This is a genomic window from Nostoc sp. LEGE 06077 (assembly GCF_015207705.1).
Classification (GTDB): Bacteria; Cyanobacteriota; Cyanobacteriia; order Cyanobacteriales; family Nostocaceae; genus Nostoc_B.
Map to the genome: position 1 here is coordinate 40,439 of NZ_JADEWI010000033.1, position 18,372 is coordinate 58,810.

General features: G+C 39.1%; 17 protein-coding genes and 1 pseudogene. 5 read left to right on the forward strand and 13 right to left on the reverse strand.

Going from position 1 to position 18,372, the window contains the following annotated elements:
- Nucleotides 1-243: 243 nt before the first annotated feature.
- Nucleotides 244-1,557, forward strand: a complete 1,314-nt coding sequence (locus tag IQ244_RS19730) for a TldD/PmbA family protein (protein WP_193897215.1) — start codon at nt 244-246, stop codon at nt 1,555-1,557.
- Nucleotides 1,558-1,722: 165 nt separating this feature from the next.
- Nucleotides 1,723-4,368, forward strand: a complete 2,646-nt coding sequence (locus IQ244_RS19735; RefSeq protein WP_193897217.1) for a chloride channel protein — start codon at nt 1,723-1,725, stop codon at nt 4,366-4,368.
- A 288-nt stretch (nt 4,369-4,656) separates the two neighbouring features.
- On the opposite strand, the gene IQ244_RS19740 is transcribed toward IQ244_RS19735, so the two are convergent.
- Nucleotides 4,657-6,672 carry a serine/threonine-protein kinase gene (locus tag IQ244_RS19740; protein ID WP_193897219.1) on the reverse strand — a complete coding sequence of 672 codons (2,016 nt, stop codon included), beginning with the start codon at nt 6,670-6,672 and terminating at the stop codon, nt 4,657-4,659.
- A gap of 337 nt (nt 6,673-7,009) precedes the next feature.
- Here IQ244_RS19740 and IQ244_RS19745 point away from each other — a divergent pair, with 337 nt between their 5' ends.
- On the forward strand, nt 7,010-8,320 hold the full coding sequence (locus tag IQ244_RS19745) for a PPC domain-containing protein (protein WP_193897221.1): 1,311 nt from the start codon (nt 7,010-7,012) through the stop codon (nt 8,318-8,320).
- A gap of 97 nt (nt 8,321-8,417) precedes the next feature.
- On the opposite strand, the gene IQ244_RS19750 is transcribed toward IQ244_RS19745, so the two are convergent.
- Together IQ244_RS19750 and IQ244_RS19755 are read right to left on the reverse strand one after the other, a co-directional pair.
- On the reverse strand, nt 8,418-9,461 hold the full coding sequence (locus tag IQ244_RS19750) for an Mrp/NBP35 family ATP-binding protein (RefSeq protein WP_193897223.1): 1,044 nt from the start codon (nt 9,459-9,461) through the stop codon (nt 8,418-8,420).
- 21 nt (nt 9,462-9,482) lie between these two features.
- Nucleotides 9,483-10,178: an HAD family hydrolase gene (locus IQ244_RS19755; RefSeq protein ID WP_193897225.1), complete on the reverse strand. Its 696-nt coding sequence runs from the start codon at nt 10,176-10,178 to the stop codon at nt 9,483-9,485.
- Nucleotides 10,179-10,289: 111 nt separating this feature from the next.
- Between IQ244_RS19755 and IQ244_RS32570 the strand changes: the two genes are divergently transcribed.
- Nucleotides 10,290-10,547 carry an NUDIX domain-containing protein gene (locus IQ244_RS32570; RefSeq protein WP_228059029.1) on the forward strand — a complete coding sequence of 86 codons (258 nt, stop codon included), beginning with the start codon at nt 10,290-10,292 and terminating at the stop codon, nt 10,545-10,547.
- 48 nt (nt 10,548-10,595) lie between these two features.
- Nucleotides 10,596-10,727, forward strand: coding sequence for a hypothetical protein (locus tag IQ244_RS33015; protein WP_265578939.1), 132 nt, complete (start codon nt 10,596-10,598; stop codon nt 10,725-10,727).
- 4 nt (nt 10,728-10,731) lie between these two features.
- Here IQ244_RS33015 and IQ244_RS19765 read toward each other — a convergent pair.
- From IQ244_RS19765 to IQ244_RS19810, 10 genes and pseudogenes are all read right to left on the reverse strand, one after another.
- Nucleotides 10,732-10,860: pseudogene (locus IQ244_RS19765) on the reverse strand (DUF4058 family protein); the annotation flags it as partial.
- Between the two features lie 22 nt (nt 10,861-10,882).
- Entirely contained in the window at nt 10,883-11,854 is a 972-nt protein-coding gene (locus IQ244_RS19770; RefSeq protein WP_193897227.1) for a HEAT repeat domain-containing protein, read from the reverse strand.
- Between the two features lie 59 nt (nt 11,855-11,913).
- Complete coding sequence (locus tag IQ244_RS19775; protein WP_053455107.1) at nt 11,914-12,141, reverse strand: 4Fe-4S dicluster domain-containing protein; 228 nt, start codon at nt 12,139-12,141, stop codon at nt 11,914-11,916.
- A 31-nt stretch (nt 12,142-12,172) separates the two neighbouring features.
- Nucleotides 12,173-12,634, reverse strand: a complete 462-nt coding sequence (locus IQ244_RS19780) for a GNAT family N-acetyltransferase (RefSeq protein ID WP_193897229.1) — start codon at nt 12,632-12,634, stop codon at nt 12,173-12,175.
- Nucleotides 12,635-12,646: 12 nt separating this feature from the next.
- Entirely contained in the window at nt 12,647-13,432 is a 786-nt protein-coding gene (locus IQ244_RS19785; RefSeq protein WP_193897231.1) for a class I SAM-dependent methyltransferase, read from the reverse strand.
- A gap of 27 nt (nt 13,433-13,459) precedes the next feature.
- Nucleotides 13,460-14,155 carry an HAD family hydrolase gene (locus IQ244_RS19790; protein WP_193897233.1) on the reverse strand — a complete coding sequence of 232 codons (696 nt, stop codon included), beginning with the start codon at nt 14,153-14,155 and terminating at the stop codon, nt 13,460-13,462.
- A 14-nt stretch (nt 14,156-14,169) separates the two neighbouring features.
- The gene (locus tag IQ244_RS19795; protein WP_193897235.1) at nt 14,170-14,901 is read right to left on the reverse strand and encodes an HAD family hydrolase; all 732 of its coding nucleotides are present in this window, start codon (nt 14,899-14,901) and stop codon (nt 14,170-14,172) included.
- A gap of 2 nt (nt 14,902-14,903) precedes the next feature.
- Nucleotides 14,904-16,613 carry a fumarate reductase/succinate dehydrogenase flavoprotein subunit gene (locus IQ244_RS19800; protein WP_193897237.1) on the reverse strand — a complete coding sequence of 570 codons (1,710 nt, stop codon included), beginning with the start codon at nt 16,611-16,613 and terminating at the stop codon, nt 14,904-14,906.
- An 89-nt stretch (nt 16,614-16,702) separates the two neighbouring features.
- On the reverse strand, nt 16,703-17,206 hold the full coding sequence (locus tag IQ244_RS19805) for a GNAT family N-acetyltransferase (RefSeq protein WP_193897239.1): 504 nt from the start codon (nt 17,204-17,206) through the stop codon (nt 16,703-16,705).
- Nucleotides 17,207-17,278: 72 nt separating this feature from the next.
- The gene (locus IQ244_RS19810) at nt 17,279-18,319 is read right to left on the reverse strand and encodes a sulfonate ABC transporter substrate-binding protein (protein ID WP_228059030.1); all 1,041 of its coding nucleotides are present in this window, start codon (nt 18,317-18,319) and stop codon (nt 17,279-17,281) included.
- Nucleotides 18,320-18,372 lie beyond the last annotated feature (53 nt).

An 18,372-nucleotide genomic window follows, 5' to 3' on the forward strand; every position in this document is an offset into this window, starting at 1 on the left:
TGAAGCATATTTACTTCTAGCCTCTCACCTCTTGGTACATACTGATACATACTGATGATTTTTGGGGAATTCTCTGCATTGATAGAACGCTGATAAATACCCATGATTTGGGATAATTATCTGCGTCTATCTCCGTTATCAAAAGCAAATTGCTGATTTGTGCAGATAGGCACCAATGATTTGGGATAATTATCTGCGTTTACTTGCAGTTCAAAATCCGAAATCCACAATTCACCAAGGGTCATGGGTTCTGAAAATTTCTCACACGATACACTAGCAGAACAACTGCTGGAACTAGCCATCCAATCGGGAGCCGAAGCCGCTGAAGTGTATCAGTCGCGATCGCTTTCTCGCCCGGTCTTTTTTGAGGCTAACCGACTCAAACAGCTAGAAACCAGTCAATCTGAAGGTACAACGCTGCGGTTATGGCGCAATGGTCGTCCAGGACTAACTGTAGCTTACGGTGATGTTTCACCCCAAGCGATGGTGGAACGGGCTTTTGCGTTGAGTGAACTAAATCCGCCCGAAACAATCGAGTTGGTGAGTAATTCCAAGCCAGCTTACCCAGACTTGGGGAAAAATGTACCGATAGAAGTTTTAGTCAACTGGGGCAAAGAAGCGATCGCGATTATCCGCGATACTTACCCAGATGTGCTATGCACTAGTGATTGGGAATGTGATGTGGAAACTACTAGACTTGTAAATAGTCAAGGTCTAGATTGTTACTACACTGATACTACCCTCAGCTGTTATATGTCAGCTGAATGGGTGAGGGGTGATGATTTTTTGAGTGTTTCTGATGGTCAAACGCAACGGAATATCCTCGACCCAGAAAAGTTAGCTTATCAAATTTTACAAAGGTTAGCTTGGGCAAAAGCAAATGTTTCCCCGCCTAACGGTCGCGTGCCAATTTTATTTAGTTCTAAGGCAGCTGATATGCTGTGGGGAACAGCCCAAGCAGCCTTAAATGGTAAAAGAGTATTAGAAGCCGCTTCTCCTTGGGGGGAACGGATGAATAAACAAGTCGTTGCTCCCTGTTTGACATTGTATCAAGACCCGGAGGCTGGCCCTTACAGTTGCCCTTTTGATGATGAAGGAACGCCGACAACGGCTTTAGTTTTTGTCAAAGATGGCATATTACAGCATTTTTATGGCGATCGCACCACAGGCCGTCAACTTGGTGTCGGTTCCACTGGTAATGGTTTTCGTCCCGGTTTAGGTAGTTATCCGACTCCTGGGTTATTTAACTTCTTGATTCAGCCTGGTTCCGTACCACTGCGGGATTTAATTCGCCAATTAGATAACGGTCTAATTGTAGATCAAATGTTAGGTGGTAGCGGGGGTATTTCGGGTGACTTTTCTATCAACATTGATTTAGGCTACCGTGTGAAAAATGGTCAAGTAATTGGCCGTGTGAAAGACACAATGGTTGCTGGTAATGTTTACACAGCCTTAAAACAAGTCGTAGAATTAGGTAATGATGCTGATTGGAATGGTTCTTGTTATACTCCCTCTTTAATTGTCGAAGGATTATCTACCAATAGCAGAAATCATTAAACAGCCAAAATAATGAATTTTGCCAATAGCACCACCAATTCTATCCAACTAGATAGAGTTGAATTTTTTGGGCGCATTTTATTGTTAGCCGATCATCAGTAGATAGAAAATCCCCTGTTCCCTTTTACGCTATAACTATGAACAGAAATTATCAATAAATTGTGTATGTCGCTTCCTGTGCTGAGTCAGCGTTTGCTTCGTTGGTGGCAGCCTCGAAAGGGTTTAGCGATCGCTGAAGCTTCTATTATTGGGATTGTAGCGGCTTTATCTGCGGTATTGTTAAAAGTTGGATCGGGATGGTTGGGAGCATGGCGCGTACACACTTCCCACGTTTTCCCGGCATGGTTAGCTTTACCAATAGTTGGTTTAGTGTTTGGCTATTTGGCGGGTTGGTTGGTACAAAGGTTTGCACCAGAAGCAGCTGGTAGTGGGATTCCCCAAGTCAAAGCTACTCTAGCCAATGTCCCAACGCAATTATCTTGGCGGGTAGCAGCTGTTAAGTTACTCAGTGCCATGATTGTCATTGGTTCGGGTATAACTTTAGGCAGACAAGGCCCCACTGTGCAAGTCGGCGCAAGTTTAGCCGCGGGGATGAGTCGCTTGGTTCCCACTTCCCCAGATCATCGGCGACAGATGATAGCCGCAGGTGCAGGTGCAGGTTTAGCCGCTGCCTTTAATGCGCCCCTAGCTGGTGTCATATTTATTATTGAAGAATTACTGCAAGATTTATCTGGCATAACTTTAGGAACCGCCATCATTGCTTCATTTATTGGCGGTGTAGTATCGCGGTTGTTGGGTGGTCGCAGTTTGCAATTAAATTTGCAATTGATTCACTTTTCGAGTCAATTTTCTCTGCCAGAATTGCCATTTTTTTTATTATTAGGAGTCTTAGCAGGTTTACTCGGTGCGTTATTTAATCGCGGGATAGTTTTTAGCATCAAATTTTATCAAAGGTTACATATTAGCTTGCCATTAAAAGTGGCTTTAGCCGGATTGATTTCTGGGATAGTAGTAGCAATTCTCCCTGAATATTTCCGTAATAATACTGGCTTGAGGGAGTATATAATTACAGGTGATTCTCACGCCTCTGTCGCGGCGATCGCGTTTATTGCTCAATTTATTCTCACCTTAATTGCCTTTGGATCTGGTGCGCCGGGTGGATTATTTGCACCTAGTCTGATCTTAGGTTCTTGTTTAGGACACGTCGTGGGTGTTTGGGAATCTCATTTATTAGGTATAGGTTCTCTACCTACCTATGCTTTAGCGGGAATGGGAGGATTTTTTAGCGCCGTCTCTAAAGTCCCCATCACGGCAATTGTGATTGTCTTTGAAATGACAACCGACTTCAATTTGGTTTTACCCTTAATGATTGTGGCTGTAGTCGCTTACCTAGTTGCAGATAAGGTGATGCCAGGTTCGCTTTATGATACACTTTTGCAATTGAAAGGTATTAGCATTTCAAAAGTCGCCTCAGCCGAAGCTATCTTAACAACATTAACCGCTAAAGATGTGATGCAACACCAGGTAGAAACCCTGGATGCAGACATGACTTTAGAAGAAACAAAACAGGCATTTTCTAGTTCTCATCATCGGGGGTTCCCTGTTGTCCAAAATAGCAAGTTAGTTGGGATTGTCACTCAATCAGATTTGACAAAAACACCTAATCGCAACTTGCCAAATGAGACTCTGTTAAAAGAAATTATGAACCCTGCCCCGATAACGGTAACACCTATACATAACCTAAGTAATGTACTGTATTTACTTGACCGCTATCAAATCAGTCGTTTACCAGTAGTAGATAGGCGAAAATTAATTGGGATTATTACCCGTGCAGACATTATTCGCGCCGAAGCCGATCATCTCAACGGGGGAAATGTTACCCCAACACCCCAAGCAGAACCCTCTTACATAGTTTACCAAACGCGATCGCCGAGTATTGGCAGAGGTAGATTATTAGTACCAATAGCGAATCCAGACACTACCACTACTTTATTACAAATGGCCGCAGCTATTGCCCGCGATCGCCACTATGAAATAGAGTGTGTTCAGATCATGTTAGTATCACGCCACAGTTCCCCATGTGAAACCCCTGTGAGAACTGCCAAAAGTCGGCGCTTATTGCGACACGCGGAAGTCTTAGCCAAAAAGTGGCGCATTCCCCTACATACACAAATTCGTGTCGCCCATGATCCCGCCCAAGCAATCTTAGAAACAATCAATGAACGCAACATCGACATGGTTTTAATGGGTTGGAAAGGTAATACTTCCACTCCAGGGAGGATTTTTGGCAACATTGTCGATACCATCATTCGTCAAGCCACCTGTGAAGTTATCCTAGTCAAACTGACTAATCATCAAGAGACAATTGTCAAGAATCAATTGTCAGAAATTACCCTGACTCCCCAATTCAACCGCTGGTTAATTCCAACAGCTGGCGGCCCTAATGCTAAATTCGCCATGAAATTGTTACCTGCATTATTGACCTTGGGAAATGACCCCGAAGTTCACTTAACGCAAGTATTCAAAACTTCTGAGTTGAAACCGAATATGCAGGTTTTAGACCAAGCTATCCATCAACTGATGCGCCACCGTCAATTATCTAGTACTGTCTTTGTGGCTACACCAGTGCAAGCTGACTCCGTTTCTGAAGGTGTGATTAACTTAGTGAAAAAAGAAGGCTTTGATGTTGTCGTTTTAGGCGCTACCCGCGAAGGATTATTGCAACAAGCAATTCAAGGTAATATTCCCGAAGCGATCGCCTCTGGTGTAGATAGTACAGTCATCTTAGTCCGCAGTGCAATTAATAATTAAAGCAGTCAAATTTTAGATAACTTCTGCCTAATTATTTATTATCAACAGACATAAAAATTCTTTGTACCTCTATGTTACTGCGTTAGCTTTAATCATAAATGTTTTATTGGAAATATTATAAGAAAAGTTAAGTAGGTTTTTGTCTCCACATTAGAATTCATCAATACACCAAAATTGAATTGTGCGATGTCTACGACAGGCAAAGCCTACGCTTTGGTAAAATAAAAAATTATCCTTGCCCAAGCCAATTGAATGAGGCGATTCATCCAAGCTAGTAATCAAACCTTTCTACTGCGATATAGTCCAAGTTTTAATAATATTTTCAGCACTACCACCACTGGCGATCGCTTTACCATCTGCACTAATGGCGACAGAATAAATATAACCAGAATCGCGTTTTAAGGTGCGAATTTCTTGGCCAGTCGCGGGATTCCACAATTTGATTGTATTATCACTACTACCACTCGCCAGAATCACTCCGTTGGCAGTTTTCCTATAAGCGACGGAATTAACTTTATCAGAATGTCGTCTCAGAGTGCGAATTGTCTCGCCTGTTGTTAAATTCCAGAGTTTAATTGTTTTATCTTTACTACCACTGGCGAGAGTTTTACCATCGGGACTGAAGGCTAGAGAAAGAATTAATTCTGTATGGCCTTCAAGAGTGCGAATTTGTTTACCAGTTGCCACATTCCAGAGTTTAATAGTTTTATCCCAACTACCACTAGCAAGAGTTTTGCCATCGGGACTAAAAGCTACTGTCGCAACTGCTTGGTTATGTCCTGTGAGTGTGCGAATTAATTTACCTGTGTCCAAGTTCCAGAGTTTGATAGTCTGATCTAAGCTACCACTAGCAAGAGTTTTACCATCGGGACTGAAAGCCACAGTCGCAACTCCCTCCGTATGTCCTGTGAGAGTGCGAATTTCTTCGGCTGTAGCCAGATTCCAGAGTTTAATTGTCTTATCTGCACTACTACTAGCGAGAATTTTACCATCACGATGGAAGGCGATCGCCCAAATCCATTTCAAGTGTCCTTTGAGGGTTTGAAGTTCTGTTCCCGTGGCGATATTCCACAGTTTAATTGTCTTGTCATCGCTACCACTAGCTAAAATTTGTCCATTGGGTGCAAAAGCGACAGAATTAACATCACTAGCATGTCCCCTGAAGGTTTTGGGTTGGTCTGCGCTTTCTGAGACTTCGATAGTATTTAGCTTGGGTAAAGACTGAAAATACCAAATTCCGCCTAATCCCAATAGTATAATGACAACATTAGCGAGCAACAACTTTTGAAACTTATCATTGAGTTTGAGTGCAAATAGCCTCTGCTGGGTTGCAGGAAATGTTAGTAAAGTTGGCGCTGCTGTTAATAAGCTTGTTGATGATGGAGATACTAAGGAGTGTTTTTTCAAGTCTTTGATGACTTGATCCGCTCCTTGATAACGTTGGCGGATATCTGTAGTTAGCAGTTTATCTAGAACTTGACCTAACTTTGACCCGATGGTTATCCTACCTGTATGTGTGTTTGGTAGATATCGCCGCCAAGATTTTACCCAACTATAGCCTTGTTGCATCCATAATTTGGATGGTGCATTTCCCGTCAGCAAATAAAAGCAAGTTACACCCAAACTATATAAATCACTGGCTGGATAAGCTTTACCATCCTGCATTTGTTCAATAGGAGTATAACCATGTGAGCCGATGGTTGTGCCTAATTTAGTATGAACTGTGGCTGTTAATTGCTTAGATGCGCCAAAATCAATTAAGACTAATTTGCCATCACTCTGACGACGAATAATATTTTGTGGTTTAATATCTCGATGAATTACGCCGCGATCGTGGATAAATTTCAGTACAGGAAGTAAATCTAGTAAAACTCTCATAACTTGAGTTTCGTTGTAAGTTACTCCTTGACGTAATTCTTGGAGCAAATTTTGTCCATCGATAAATTGTTGGACTAAGAATAGATAATTGTCTTGCTCAAAATAAGCTAATAATGCAGGTATTTGGGGATGTTCTCCCAATTGTTGCAATCGTTGTGCTTCGTCTTGAAATAATGCAATTGCTTTCTTGATAGCAGCAGTTTCTTGAACTTTTGGGGCGAATTGTTTAACTACACACCATTCATTGAGTTTATCTGCATCTTCCGCAAGATAGGTTCTGCCAAATCCACCTTCATCTGATATTACTTTAATGACACGATAATGCCCTCTCAATAATCTTACTAATGGTGTATTGCAACTTTGGCAATACTGGTTACCATCGGCATTTAAAGGCTCAGGGCAATCGGGATTCAAGCAGCAGACCATACTGGGAATCCATTCTCTGTTTGTATATATGTTAGTTGATGACGTATAATTTTGCTATCAAGTTGCTAGAAGTTTTCCTGTAAATTAAATTATTAATATACACTTATATCAGTAATGATAAATTTATCATAGTCTATTTTTCTGGCTGATTGATAGTATGATAATTACTGTTGATAATTTGTAATGTCTAAATTGTATCTTCTATATATATCATCAAAATATTACTGAGTAATTAATCAAACAAAAAATTAAGTTATTTTTTAATCATTATTCATTAAATAAAAGTATCTATCTACAGGTAGAAAAAATAACGACTAATCATCAAGAGGAGTGAATTATGGTAGGAAAACGCAATCAAAAATCTCGCTTGAGGATGAATTTAACTTTACTTGTTTCTATTAGCAGTAGTTTAGCGATCGCCAGCCATAACCTACCAATCAGTGCTTTAGAAATCCCCACACTCTCTAGACAATTCCAACTAGCGAAAACCCCCGATGAACGCCAGCCAGAAGCAGTACAACAAGGGATTGAGCAAATTCCGGCTGTGGAACCACCTATAACTCCACAACGCACTCAATCGATTGATTCGCCTCTACCACAGCGTGTCCCACCTGAAAACACTAACTCAAATCCCCAACCAGCACCAGCTAATTCTATTTCCGAACCATCTCCAGCGAGAGAAAGTAATCCCACACCGCAACCATCACCAGTTAATCCCACACCGAGAGAAACTAACCCCACACCGCAACCCGCACCTGTAAGATCTACTCCAAGAGAAACTAACTCAACACCACAACCCGCACCTGTGAGGTCTACTCCGGGAGAAACCAACCCAATACCACAACCATCACAAAACCGTTCTGTATCGCCAACTCCAGGGCGAAGACAAACACCAAACACTAATTCAGGTAGAAGCAGAAACCCAAATTCTAGGGGTGTAGCTGCTGCTTCCTCTGGAACACCTGCTTATAAAAAAATAAACTTTGTTGATATTGCCTTTGGTATTTTGAATAAAAGAGATTTTCAATCTCAAGGGAGACCATATCATTTTTACCAATTTGAAGGGAGGGAAAACCAACTGATTCAAATTCGGCTAGTAGGTAGTGCAGATCAAAGACGTTCTAACAACTTAAATTTACGTCCTTATATGTTGCTACTCGACCCCAATAATAACGTTATCCTCAAAAGAGGCGGTGGCGAAACAGATAGAGATGCTTTTATCTTTGCGCGATTACCTGTCGCGGGTACATATACCATTGCTGTGACTAGCCAAAATCCTGGAGATACAGGCCGTTATAGTCTGGCGATCCGCGATGATCGAGCCAGCTATATTTTAGATGAATCAGGAGAACTGAGTCAGCAAAACTTAGTCCTCAAACAAAATGGTACACCCTACAATGTGACGCAATTTCAAGGCACAAAAAATCAACTCGTGAGTATTCGTGTAGATAGCGTGAATGAAGCGTTTTCGCCTTATATAGTTTTGCTTAATGCTCAAGGACAGAGGATTGCAGCTAATAGCGATCGCGATGGTAAATATAGCGCTCTCATTGACCGAGCAAGATTACCTGAAGATGGTACTTATTATATAGTTGTGACCTCTAGTAGTTCAACCCAACGCGGTGCTTATAGATTGACTTTGTTTTAAGTTATAGCAGCCCTATTTGATCAAGAAAATAGGATAGATATTTGTAAATCATTGAGGATTGCGATAGTCCAAAAAGGCTGAAGTGTGAAATTATGAATTATCCATTGAATTGAAAGTTGTGTGAAGTGCGATAAGCGAAGCTTAAGCCTATGGCGATCGCAATATTCCTAAAAACTTCACTAGCTGGCGAAGCTGATTCACTGATGGCGATGGGATTTCCGCTATCACCACCGCTACAAATACGCGGATCAATGGGGATTTTTCCGAGTAGAGGCGTTTGTAATTCGGCTGCGAGTTGTTCACCACCACCACTACCAAAAATATAGGTGCGTGAACCACAATCGCCACAGCTTAAATAACTCATATTTTCCACAATTCCCAGCACCGGAACACCGACTTGGCGGAACATATATATATTACGTCGAACATCTGCGATCGCAACTTGTTGGGGAGTCGTCACCAAAATCACGCCACAAATTGGGCTTTCTTGAATAATCGTAATTTGAGCATCCCCTGTACCTGGTGGTAAATCTATCAATAAATAATCTAATTCGCCCCATTCCACATCATTTATAAATTGGGTAATAATTTTATGCAGTACAGGCCCTCGCCACGCCAAAGGACGATTTGCTTCCGCAAGTAAACCCACCGACATCAATTTTATTCCTTGCACTTCTAAAGGTAAAAACTTATCACCAGTAGGAGTATGAATCACTTCAACGTCAGCTTGTCCTAAACCCAACATTTGCGGCACATTCGGCCCGTAAACATCTGCATCTAATAGGCCAACTTTTGCACCTTGTAAACTTAAAGCTGCGGCTATATTTACAGCAGTGGTTGATTTACCTACACCACCTTTACCACTAGAAATTCCTAGAGTTATTTTTACTCCAGGAATTGTACAAATTTGAATATAAGTCTTTTTACACCAAGATAAAGCTGATAATTTAGCTTCAACCTCTGACTGTAATGGCTGCTGATGAGAACCAATATATAAACGCAAGTAAACATAGTCATCAACTATGCGGAGATTTCGCACCATTCCCAAACTTACAATGTCATTTTTTAAAGTTGGTTCGATAACCTGTTTGAGCAGTTCAACTACTTCTTGTTGATAAGAAGGAAATTCTGATTGTACCATTATCACCAATTCTCTCAGAGTTTATTTATCAAGTAATTTGAGTGAATCATTCAAATTATTGATTTGTTTTATAATGGGAAAATGTGTCTCTGAATTTTTGTAACGACGGTTAAGCCAAATTCCTATTAAACCAGCATTATTGGCGGCGATCGCATCTAATTCAAGGTTATCCCCCACATAAACAGTTTGCGTTGGTTCTACACCTAGTTTTGCACAAGTATACTGAAAAATCTGGGGTTCAGGTTTGGCGAATCCTGCTGCTTCAGAAGTAACAACAACATCTAGAATGGGGTGAATTTTACAGCTTTTAATTACTTCAATCTGCTGCACTTCTTGACCATTTGTAAGTACACCAATCTTATATTTTTGCAATTGTCTAAAACACTCAACCACATCATCGAATAATTGACATTTACTTATATAATCTGCCCAATACTCTGATAACAAATTATCCGCATCAATATCTGAAAATTCATATCCATAATTCGAGAATGCTTCTCTTAATCTCCCTCTACCAGATTCCTGAAATGAGACTTGTTTAGCAAAAAACTTTTTGTACCATTTTCGAGTTAAAGATATCCACTGTTCTTGAAATGCTGTTAACTCATAGTTACTATTAGGAATAATTTTATTAAACAATGTACTTGCTGTATTTCTAATTGCTGTATCATGATCTACAAGTGTATCATCGAGGTCAAAAAGTACGGCGTTAATCATAGACAAACTCCAGATTTAAACTTAAATTCCTAGCTAATAATTGTAGGTTTGTTTGAGGATTTGCAAAACCCAAGGTTCTCTCAGTTTTAATCATTGATCAATATAAATCTCATGACAAATAATCCATTTAAGCTGATACCTGACTCTTATTTAATTTTGATTAAGGATGAAAAAATATTACTCATTAGACGTTTTAATACAGGATATGAAGATGGAAACTACAGTGTTGTTGCAGGTTTAGTAGATGGAAATGAAACTTTTGTACAGGCTGTAGTTAGAGAAGCAAAAGAAGAAGTAGGAATAGATTTAAATATACAAGATTTGGAAGTAGTTCATATTATTCATCGCAAGGATTCAGGGGAAGAATGAATTGATGCTTTTATCTTGGCAAATACATAGAAATATGAACCTGAAAATATGGAGCCTCAAAAATGCGATGATTTAGGTTGGTTTGAAGTTGAAGCTCTTCCTAAAAATATAGTTCAATACGTAAGACAAGCAATTGAAAATATAAAAAAAGGAATCTTTTATAGCGAGTATGGTTGGTAATTTACACTCTGTATTTAGGCGCGATTTGAGGAGTCAAATCATCAGCTATAGCGACAATCAAACGATTATGAACTTGATGCCAAAGTTCAGGCTGTTCCAAATACGGGTTCATTCCAGGAAATGGATTTACCATTGCGTTTTCCCCTAATTATTGACTACTCCCTTGATACTATTTTATCTGTTTGCATCTTGTTAATCGCTCGTTGTGCTTGAATAGCAACTTCCCTATCAGGGTCATCTAAAGCTTGTTGCAGAGGGTTAATAACATCAGTATGACCTAAATTACCAAGAGCAATTACAGTTTCTTTGCGAACATCTGCATATTCATCTGTTAAAGCTTGAATTAATTTCGGCATAACTTGTATATCGGAAATTTTTTGTAAAGCTTGTGCTGTTGCTTTCCTGACTTGCCAATGTTCATCACTTAAAGCAGTTTCTAAGGCAAAAATTGCTTGATGATTTGCGTGAATAGCTAGAGATTTAGCCGCATTACGCCGTACTTGCCAGTCACTATCATTAGTGAGTGCTTGACTGAGTTTAGTAATTACTTCTGTATCTTGCAAATGTCCCAGAGTTAAAGCAGCAGCACGACGCACAACGGCTGATTCATCAAAAATTAAATTTAAAGCTTCGGGGCATTTTTCTAGTTGATTAAGATAGCGCAATGTAGTTATTGCAGCTTCTCTTAATTCCGGATTTTTTGATTGTAAAAATGGTAATATATAGGGTAAAGATTGAATATCATGAATTTTACGCAGCAGGACTAAAATATTCAGTTGTTTATTGATATCATCAATTTGTAGTTTATCTAATAAAAGTAATAAATCATCTTGACTAACTAACTCATTTAAAGCTGATGCAGCTTCAATCCGAATATCTTCATCTTGTGAACTAAGACATTCGATTAAAGCAGGAATCGCTATCGGGTTAGCAATTTCCCAAAGAGCAGATATAGCTATTTTCTGGACAGCAATATTTTCATCCTGAAGAGCGATAATTAAAGCATCAATTGTCTCTTCTTCGCCGAGATGTTGCAACGTTTTGACAGCTACTAAGCGGTCATTAACATCAGGCGATCGCAACATTTCCAACCATTGATTTAATTCAGAATTAGCACTTCTAGACATATTTAATCCTCCCTCCAACTCCTACTCTCCGCGCCTCTGAGTGATATAAACTTACATAATTACCGCAACAAAAAAGGAATCTGCACCGTAATAGCGTTAGTAGGACATTCCTTTTCACAGGGTAAACAAAACCAACACTCGTCATATTTCATATAAGCTTTCCCTGTCTCTGGATTCTTAGCCAAAACATCTAAAGGACAAACCTCAATACAAGCCGTACATTTTTCTAAACATTTTGATTCATCAACAATTACAGGAACATCTACTCTTTGATTAATTAAAGCCATAACATCATTCCCCAATTTTGTAATTTAGATATTAAATTAATTGCTTATAAAAAGCTAATGATTGTTTAATATTGGTATAACCAATTTTCTCATAAAATAAATGTGCCTCTTTGCGTTTAATATTAGAACGTAATATTACTCCATCACATTCTTTTAATACAGCCCATTGTTCGATATACTGCATTAAATAACGACCAATTCCGTGATGACGATAATCTTTATCTACCACTAAGCCTAAAAGAATTGCTTGCTTTGGCATAATGAGTAAATCACAAATGTGAGCGTGCGCCCAACCAATTACATATTCATCTGTTAAAGTTGCAACATAAACAATATGTTCTGCATCATTCTGAATTTTATTCAGACGTTGCTCTACCTGTTGAATTGTGAGGGAATATCCTAATTGTTCACCAAGGGTAGTAATTCTTTCTGCATCTTTAATATTAGCTTGTTTAATTGTAACTTCTTTAACTAAAGCAACTTTATTTACCATAATTATTACCCATCATGATTTATCGAGTGTTGTATAAATAAAGCGATAGCCTATATCAATTTCTTCCAGATTATGAATTTCACCATATTTTTTTATCCATTCTCCACTATTTAAATCGGCTGTAAGTAACTCTAATCCTTTTCCTACTAAATCTTGATTAGCTAATGCGAAAGATGATATACCCGCACGTACTTCGGCTTTCAGATATAATTCTGGTCTTCTCCAAGCTGCGGCGGCGAATAAATCAGACAAGTCATGTGGTAACAAAAAAGGTATGGCTTCAACGCGCCTTTTAGTATTCTGCTGAAGTAAATTAATTTGTTCGTTTAACGGTAAAAATCGTAAAGCATCTTCCCACAAAAAGGGAAAATAATCATAAAGCCAAATTCTTTGCGCGAGTCTAATATCAAAAGTTAGTAAAACGATTGTTCCATCTCTAATAATTCTTTGCATTTCTTGGAAAGATTTTTCGAGATGAGAAAAGTGATGTATCGCTAAAATACTGATAACACCATCAACAGATTTATCTGGTAAAGCTAAATTTTCTGCATAGCCAGTAAACCACTCAACTTGTTGATGTACAACTGCTTGCTGTCGCATCACAATAGAAGGTTCAACAGCATAAACAAACAATCCTTGGTTAGCCAAGGCTACACTATAACCACCAGTACCAGCACCAATATCAGCGATAACGCTACCCTTTGGTAAATTGAGTAGATTAATTATTGCATTGACGATGCGAATGTCAGGAACGCGAGTTTGGGAATATTGTTTACCAATGGAATTATAAATAGGCATTTTTTTGAAATATTCAATGTTTCAAAATTACTGAACTAGTTCTAGTAAATTTAAAAGTTGATTTACGATAAATTTTGGTTTAACTTCCTTTGGTAAAGCTTGATTTTTTCTGTTGTAGTAGCAAAAATCAATATTGACTTGTTTTGTACCTGCATAATCATGGCTTAGGGAATCTCCAACATAAAGGACTTGTGCTGGTATTAAATCTAATTTTGATAACGCATAATTAAATATTTCAGGCGATGGTTTGGCAAAACCAATTGCTTCTGAAACTACCACCTCCTCAAAAAAGTGATCAATTCCCGCAGCCTGCATTCTTGGTAGTTGTGCTGACACAAAACCATTCGTAATCACTGCTAACCGATAATTGCGTTCCAAGACTGTTAAAAGTTCATATACACCAGATTCTGTTACGGCTGAATGATTAAAAATCTGCCAAAAGCTTTGACTAAGATGGCTAATTTTATCTGTTTGAATATTTAAATGAGCAAGTGTATTTTTATAAGACATTTCGGTTATTTCGATAGGAGATAAAATATCTCTCTTTCTCCAATATTGAGAATTATATGTTTCAAATACTTGTAAAAAACTAGGTTCACTTATCCCATATAAATCTAAGGATACTGAACACGCTTTCAACGCTCCAATAATTGCTTGACGTTCACATAGTTCAAAATTTAATACTGTATTGTCGAGATCAAAAATTATGGCTTGATAACTCATTTTTAATTTTTAAATTACGAAAACACCTTTTTCCTTTTGTCTTCTGCTTTAGAAGAAATTTTTCTGATAATTTTTAGTATTTCTCTTAAATCTTGACTATAAAATTTATAATTTTTATCATTAGGCTTCCTGACTAAAATCGCTTGAATATCTGCGCGTAATGCTCCAGCAATATCAGCATGATAACTGTCACCTATCATTACACATTCTTTCTTTTCAATATTTAAATCATTGATGACATAATCATAAAATTTGAGGCTTGGTTTTTCATGTCCAATTTTTCCTGATGTATATATTCCTTCAAAGTATTCTGTAATATTTAATTGATCTATGATTTCCCAGAGTTCAGGTATATGATTTGAGAGAATTATATTTTTATAATTATTTTTAATTGCATCTTGTAAAGTAGAAATCACATCATCATATAAATGCCATTTTTCTAAATTTTTATATTCATTCTGGACTTGGGAAGCGTATTGTATTGCCTGAGTTCTATTTATTCCCACTTTTTCATAGATTTCTGCAAAATATTCATTCATATACTCCCACCATGTTTTACCATTCAACAATAAACTATGAGGAGTTTCAGGAGAGTGCCAAGTAAAGCCAATATTCACGAATGGTCTAATATCTTCTACATCTATATTATGGATTCCATGACTTTGCAATATTGAATGCAGAGTTTCACTCCACATTCCGTCACGATAACCTAGTGTGTGATCGAAATCCCAAAATAAATATTTCATTTTTATTTAACTGCTATATCATAAACTTCATGATGTAAATTTACATCCACAATGTAAGGATCTACAGGACGCTTAAACAATATCATTTGTCCTGACTCATCTTTTTTTAAATTGACGTGACAGAACCATTCATCATCATTTTTTTCTGGATAATCTAAACGGTAATGATACAGACCCCAACGAGTTTCTTGACGATACAATGATGCTCTGGCTGCCATTTCTGCACAGTCTCGAATAAAATGTACTTCCAAAGAACGCATTAATTCATGGGGGTCACGCGCACCCATTAAATCTAATGTTTGTTGATATTGAACAAAATGTTTTAAACCAATCTCAATTTTATTACCTGATTTTGGTGGTTGGAGATAATCATTAACTAAGCGTCTGAGTTTATATTCTACTTGGGTATGTGGTATGCCATTTTGTCGAGTTAATGGGGCATAAATTCTCGTTTTTTCTGCTTCTACAAACTCTGCATCTGGTTCGATAAAATCTAAATCTTGGATATATTCAATCGCATGAGTTCCGGCTATGCGACCGAAAACAAATGCGCCAATCATATAGTTATGGGGAACGCTGGCCATGTCTCCGGCTGCATATAAACCGGGAACTGTTGTTTGCCCGTTTTCGTTTACCCATACACCAGAAGCACTATGACCACTACATAAGCCGATTTCGGAAATGTGCATTTCTACGGCGTGGGTACGGTAATCTTCATTTCTACCTTGGTGAAAACGTTCTCTACTTGGTCGTTCATTTGCCCAAAGTATGGATTCAATTTCGGCAATTGTATCTTCATCAAGATGGGTCATTTTCAGTTGGACTGGCCCTTTCCCTGAGTTTAATTCTTTCCAGATTTCCAACATCATTTGACCACTCCAATAGTCGCAACTAATGAAGCGATTTCCTTCGGCGTTGGCTGTATGTGCGCCAAATGGCCCGGCAACATAAGCACAGGCAGGGCCGTTGTAATCTTTAATTAAAGGATTAACTTGAAAGCATTCAATATTGCTGAGTTCTGCGCCCGCATGATAAGCCATTGAATAGCCATCTCCGGCATTGGTAGGATTTTCGTAAGTGCCGTAAAGGTAGCCGGAAGCAGGTAATCCTAATCTGCCGCAAGCACCTGTACAAAGGATAACGGCTTTGGCTTGAATAACTATATAATCGCCGTTTCTGACATCAAATCCTACCGCACCGATCGCACGTCCGGCTTTGACTAACACACGAGTTGCCATGACGCGGTTTGTAACTTTAACTTTGTGGCGTTTGACTTGGCGGGTAAGAATTGTTTTGAGGTCTTTACCTTCTGGCATGGGTAAGACATATTTCCCTACACGATGCACTTGTTTTAAGTCATAGTTGCCTTGGGCATCTTTTTGAAATTTCACACCCCAGCTTTCTAATTCTTGGATGACTTCGTAACCTAATTTGCCTGTTTGATATACAGCTTTTTGGTTGAGAATGCCATCGTTAGCTAGAGTGATTTCACGGACGTATTGTTCTGGAGTGGAATGGCCAGGAATGACTGCGGTATTTACGCCATCCATACCCATTGCGATCGCGCCACTGCGTCGTATGTTAGCCTTTTCTAAAATCAGCACCTCTGCATCAGGATTTGCTTGTTTGGCTTTAATTCCAGCCATCGTTCCGGCTGTACCGCCACCGATGACAAGTACATCTGTTTTTATCTGTTGGGTGTTGATGTCCATAAGCTTTTGGGAGTGGGGAATAGGGAAGATAAGGAGAATGAGAGAGATGGATCTTTGTAAATTACAAATTGAATTTTCAGATCCTCTAATTACAATTTTTTTCTCATCCGAATAGATGGCATTTTTCGACCGGAACGTAGGGTATGTTCTTCAAAACCTTCATTCATATAACCATTAACTTGATAAAACGGTTCAGCGTTGAGCGAAGCGTTCAGATGTAATTCCGACAATTCTTGCTCACGTGCTAATCGCTCTAACTCTTGAAGTATTGCAGTTCCTACTCCAGAACGACCAAAACTTGGAGACACGTACACAGCACGTAGTTCGCTATTACTGACAACAATTGCACCAAAGCCTACAATTTGACCATTAATTTCTGCCACAATTCGGGTTTCTTCCCCAACAACAGTGTTGTCTGCAAAAGCTTCGATTTTAGAGGGCGTAATTGGAGATCCCCAATCTTGAATAATTTCTTTTGGATAACACGATGAAGCAGTTTCATGAATCGCCGCTCGGTGTACCTTTAAGACGCTCTCTGCATCTGATGGCAGACAACTTCGTACTTTTATATCTGACTTCACAACTTTATTCATATTCTTCTGCCTTGAAAAAGGGTGTGGGGTGTAGGGGAAGAAACCTTTTTCATTGAGACTGCCTCCTGCCTTCTATTGATTTCCTTTCCAAACAATTTCGCTAATATTGATAGATTTTGGGATCAGTTTGATTTTGTAGAAGGTATCGGCAATTTCCTGTTGTGCGCGAATCACATCGTCTGTTAGCGGTAGTACGCCATAGTCCCGTCGTTTTTCTGCAACTTCTAAAACTCCAGCATCAATACCCAGTGCTGGTGAGAGAAATTTCGCCACTTCTGTAGGATTATTTTTTGCCCAGTCACTTCTTTTTTTCACTTGTTCCAGCACTGTCTTCAAAGCATCAGGATACTTGTCAACAAAAGATTTAGCAGCTAGATAATAACCACGATTAGGTGCTAACCCGGTTGCATCTGTCAAAGTCCGTGCGCCTGTAGCAGCTTGCGCCGCAGCTAAGTAAGGATCCCAAATTGCCCAAGCATCAACATTGTTACCTTCAAACGCTGCACGCGCATCAGGAGGTTGCAGAAAAGCTGGTTTGATATCTTTGTATTCTACTCCGCCCTTTTCTAAGGCTTTGACTAATAAATAGTTAGTATTTGAACCTTTAGCAACAGCAACTCGTTTGCCTTTAAGGTCTGCAAGGCTTTGAATAGATGAATTTTTCGGCACAAGAATTGCTTCGGCTTTGGGACTCCAAGGATCGTAAGCAACATAAACCAAGGGATTTCCCCCAGCTTGAGCAAAAATTGGCGGAGATTCACCAGTGTAACCAAAATCAATACTTCCAGCATTGATGGCTTCTAACATTGGCGGGCCAGAAGGAAATTCTGCCCATGTCACCGAAGCGCCACTAGCTGCAAAGGCTTTTTCTAAATCTTGTTGTGCTTTTATCGCACTGAGAATAGTTGCGGCTTTTTGATAGCCAATCCGCACCACAACACCTTGATTTGTCGGGCTTTGGGTTCCTGTCTGGGTTGCCACAGAGTTATTTGTGTTGTTGGGAGAACAGGCAGATATCACCAGCGCCAAAGTTAAGCCGCCAGCAAAGAATAAGGCAAATATGTTAATTCTCCATATTTCATAATGCTGAAGAAAGCTGCTGACAATCTTCATAAGTTGGTTTGATAAATACTTGAGCAACATACAGTACGTTCAGGCTATAAGTA

Bases quoted from the DNA above. Each gene is read 5' to 3' on its own strand.
- IQ244_RS19730 (WP_193897215.1), top strand. From the start codon at position 244: ATGGGTTCTGAAAATTTCTCACACGATACACTAGCAGAACAACTGCTG.
- IQ244_RS19735 (WP_193897217.1), top strand. From the start codon at position 1,723: ATGTCGCTTCCTGTGCTGAGTCAGCGTTTGCTTCGTTGGTGGCAGCCT.
- IQ244_RS19740 (WP_193897219.1), bottom strand. From the start codon at position 6,672: ATGGTCTGCTGCTTGAATCCCGATTGCCCTGAGCCTTTAAATGCCGAT.
- IQ244_RS19745 (WP_193897221.1), top strand. From the start codon at position 7,010: ATGGTAGGAAAACGCAATCAAAAATCTCGCTTGAGGATGAATTTAACT.
- IQ244_RS19750 (WP_193897223.1), bottom strand. From the start codon at position 9,461: ATGGTACAATCAGAATTTCCTTCTTATCAACAAGAAGTAGTTGAACTG.
- IQ244_RS19755 (WP_193897225.1), bottom strand. From the start codon at position 10,178: ATGATTAACGCCGTACTTTTTGACCTCGATGATACACTTGTAGATCAT.
- IQ244_RS32570 (WP_228059029.1), top strand. From the start codon at position 10,290: ATGACAAATAATCCATTTAAGCTGATACCTGACTCTTATTTAATTTTG.
- IQ244_RS33015 (WP_265578939.1), top strand. From the start codon at position 10,596: ATGGAGCCTCAAAAATGCGATGATTTAGGTTGGTTTGAAGTTGAAGCT.
- IQ244_RS19770 (WP_193897227.1), bottom strand. From the start codon at position 11,854: ATGTCTAGAAGTGCTAATTCTGAATTAAATCAATGGTTGGAAATGTTG.
- IQ244_RS19775 (WP_053455107.1), bottom strand. From the start codon at position 12,141: ATGGCTTTAATTAATCAAAGAGTAGATGTTCCTGTAATTGTTGATGAA.
- IQ244_RS19780 (WP_193897229.1), bottom strand. From the start codon at position 12,634: ATGGTAAATAAAGTTGCTTTAGTTAAAGAAGTTACAATTAAACAAGCT.
- IQ244_RS19785 (WP_193897231.1), bottom strand. From the start codon at position 13,432: ATGCCTATTTATAATTCCATTGGTAAACAATATTCCCAAACTCGCGTT.
- IQ244_RS19790 (WP_193897233.1), bottom strand. From the start codon at position 14,155: ATGAGTTATCAAGCCATAATTTTTGATCTCGACAATACAGTATTAAAT.
- IQ244_RS19795 (WP_193897235.1), bottom strand. From the start codon at position 14,901: ATGAAATATTTATTTTGGGATTTCGATCACACACTAGGTTATCGTGAC.
- IQ244_RS19800 (WP_193897237.1), bottom strand. From the start codon at position 16,613: ATGGACATCAACACCCAACAGATAAAAACAGATGTACTTGTCATCGGT.
- IQ244_RS19805 (WP_193897239.1), bottom strand. From the start codon at position 17,206: ATGAATAAAGTTGTGAAGTCAGATATAAAAGTACGAAGTTGTCTGCCA.
- IQ244_RS19810 (WP_228059030.1), bottom strand. From the start codon at position 18,319: ATGAAGATTGTCAGCAGCTTTCTTCAGCATTATGAAATATGGAGAATT.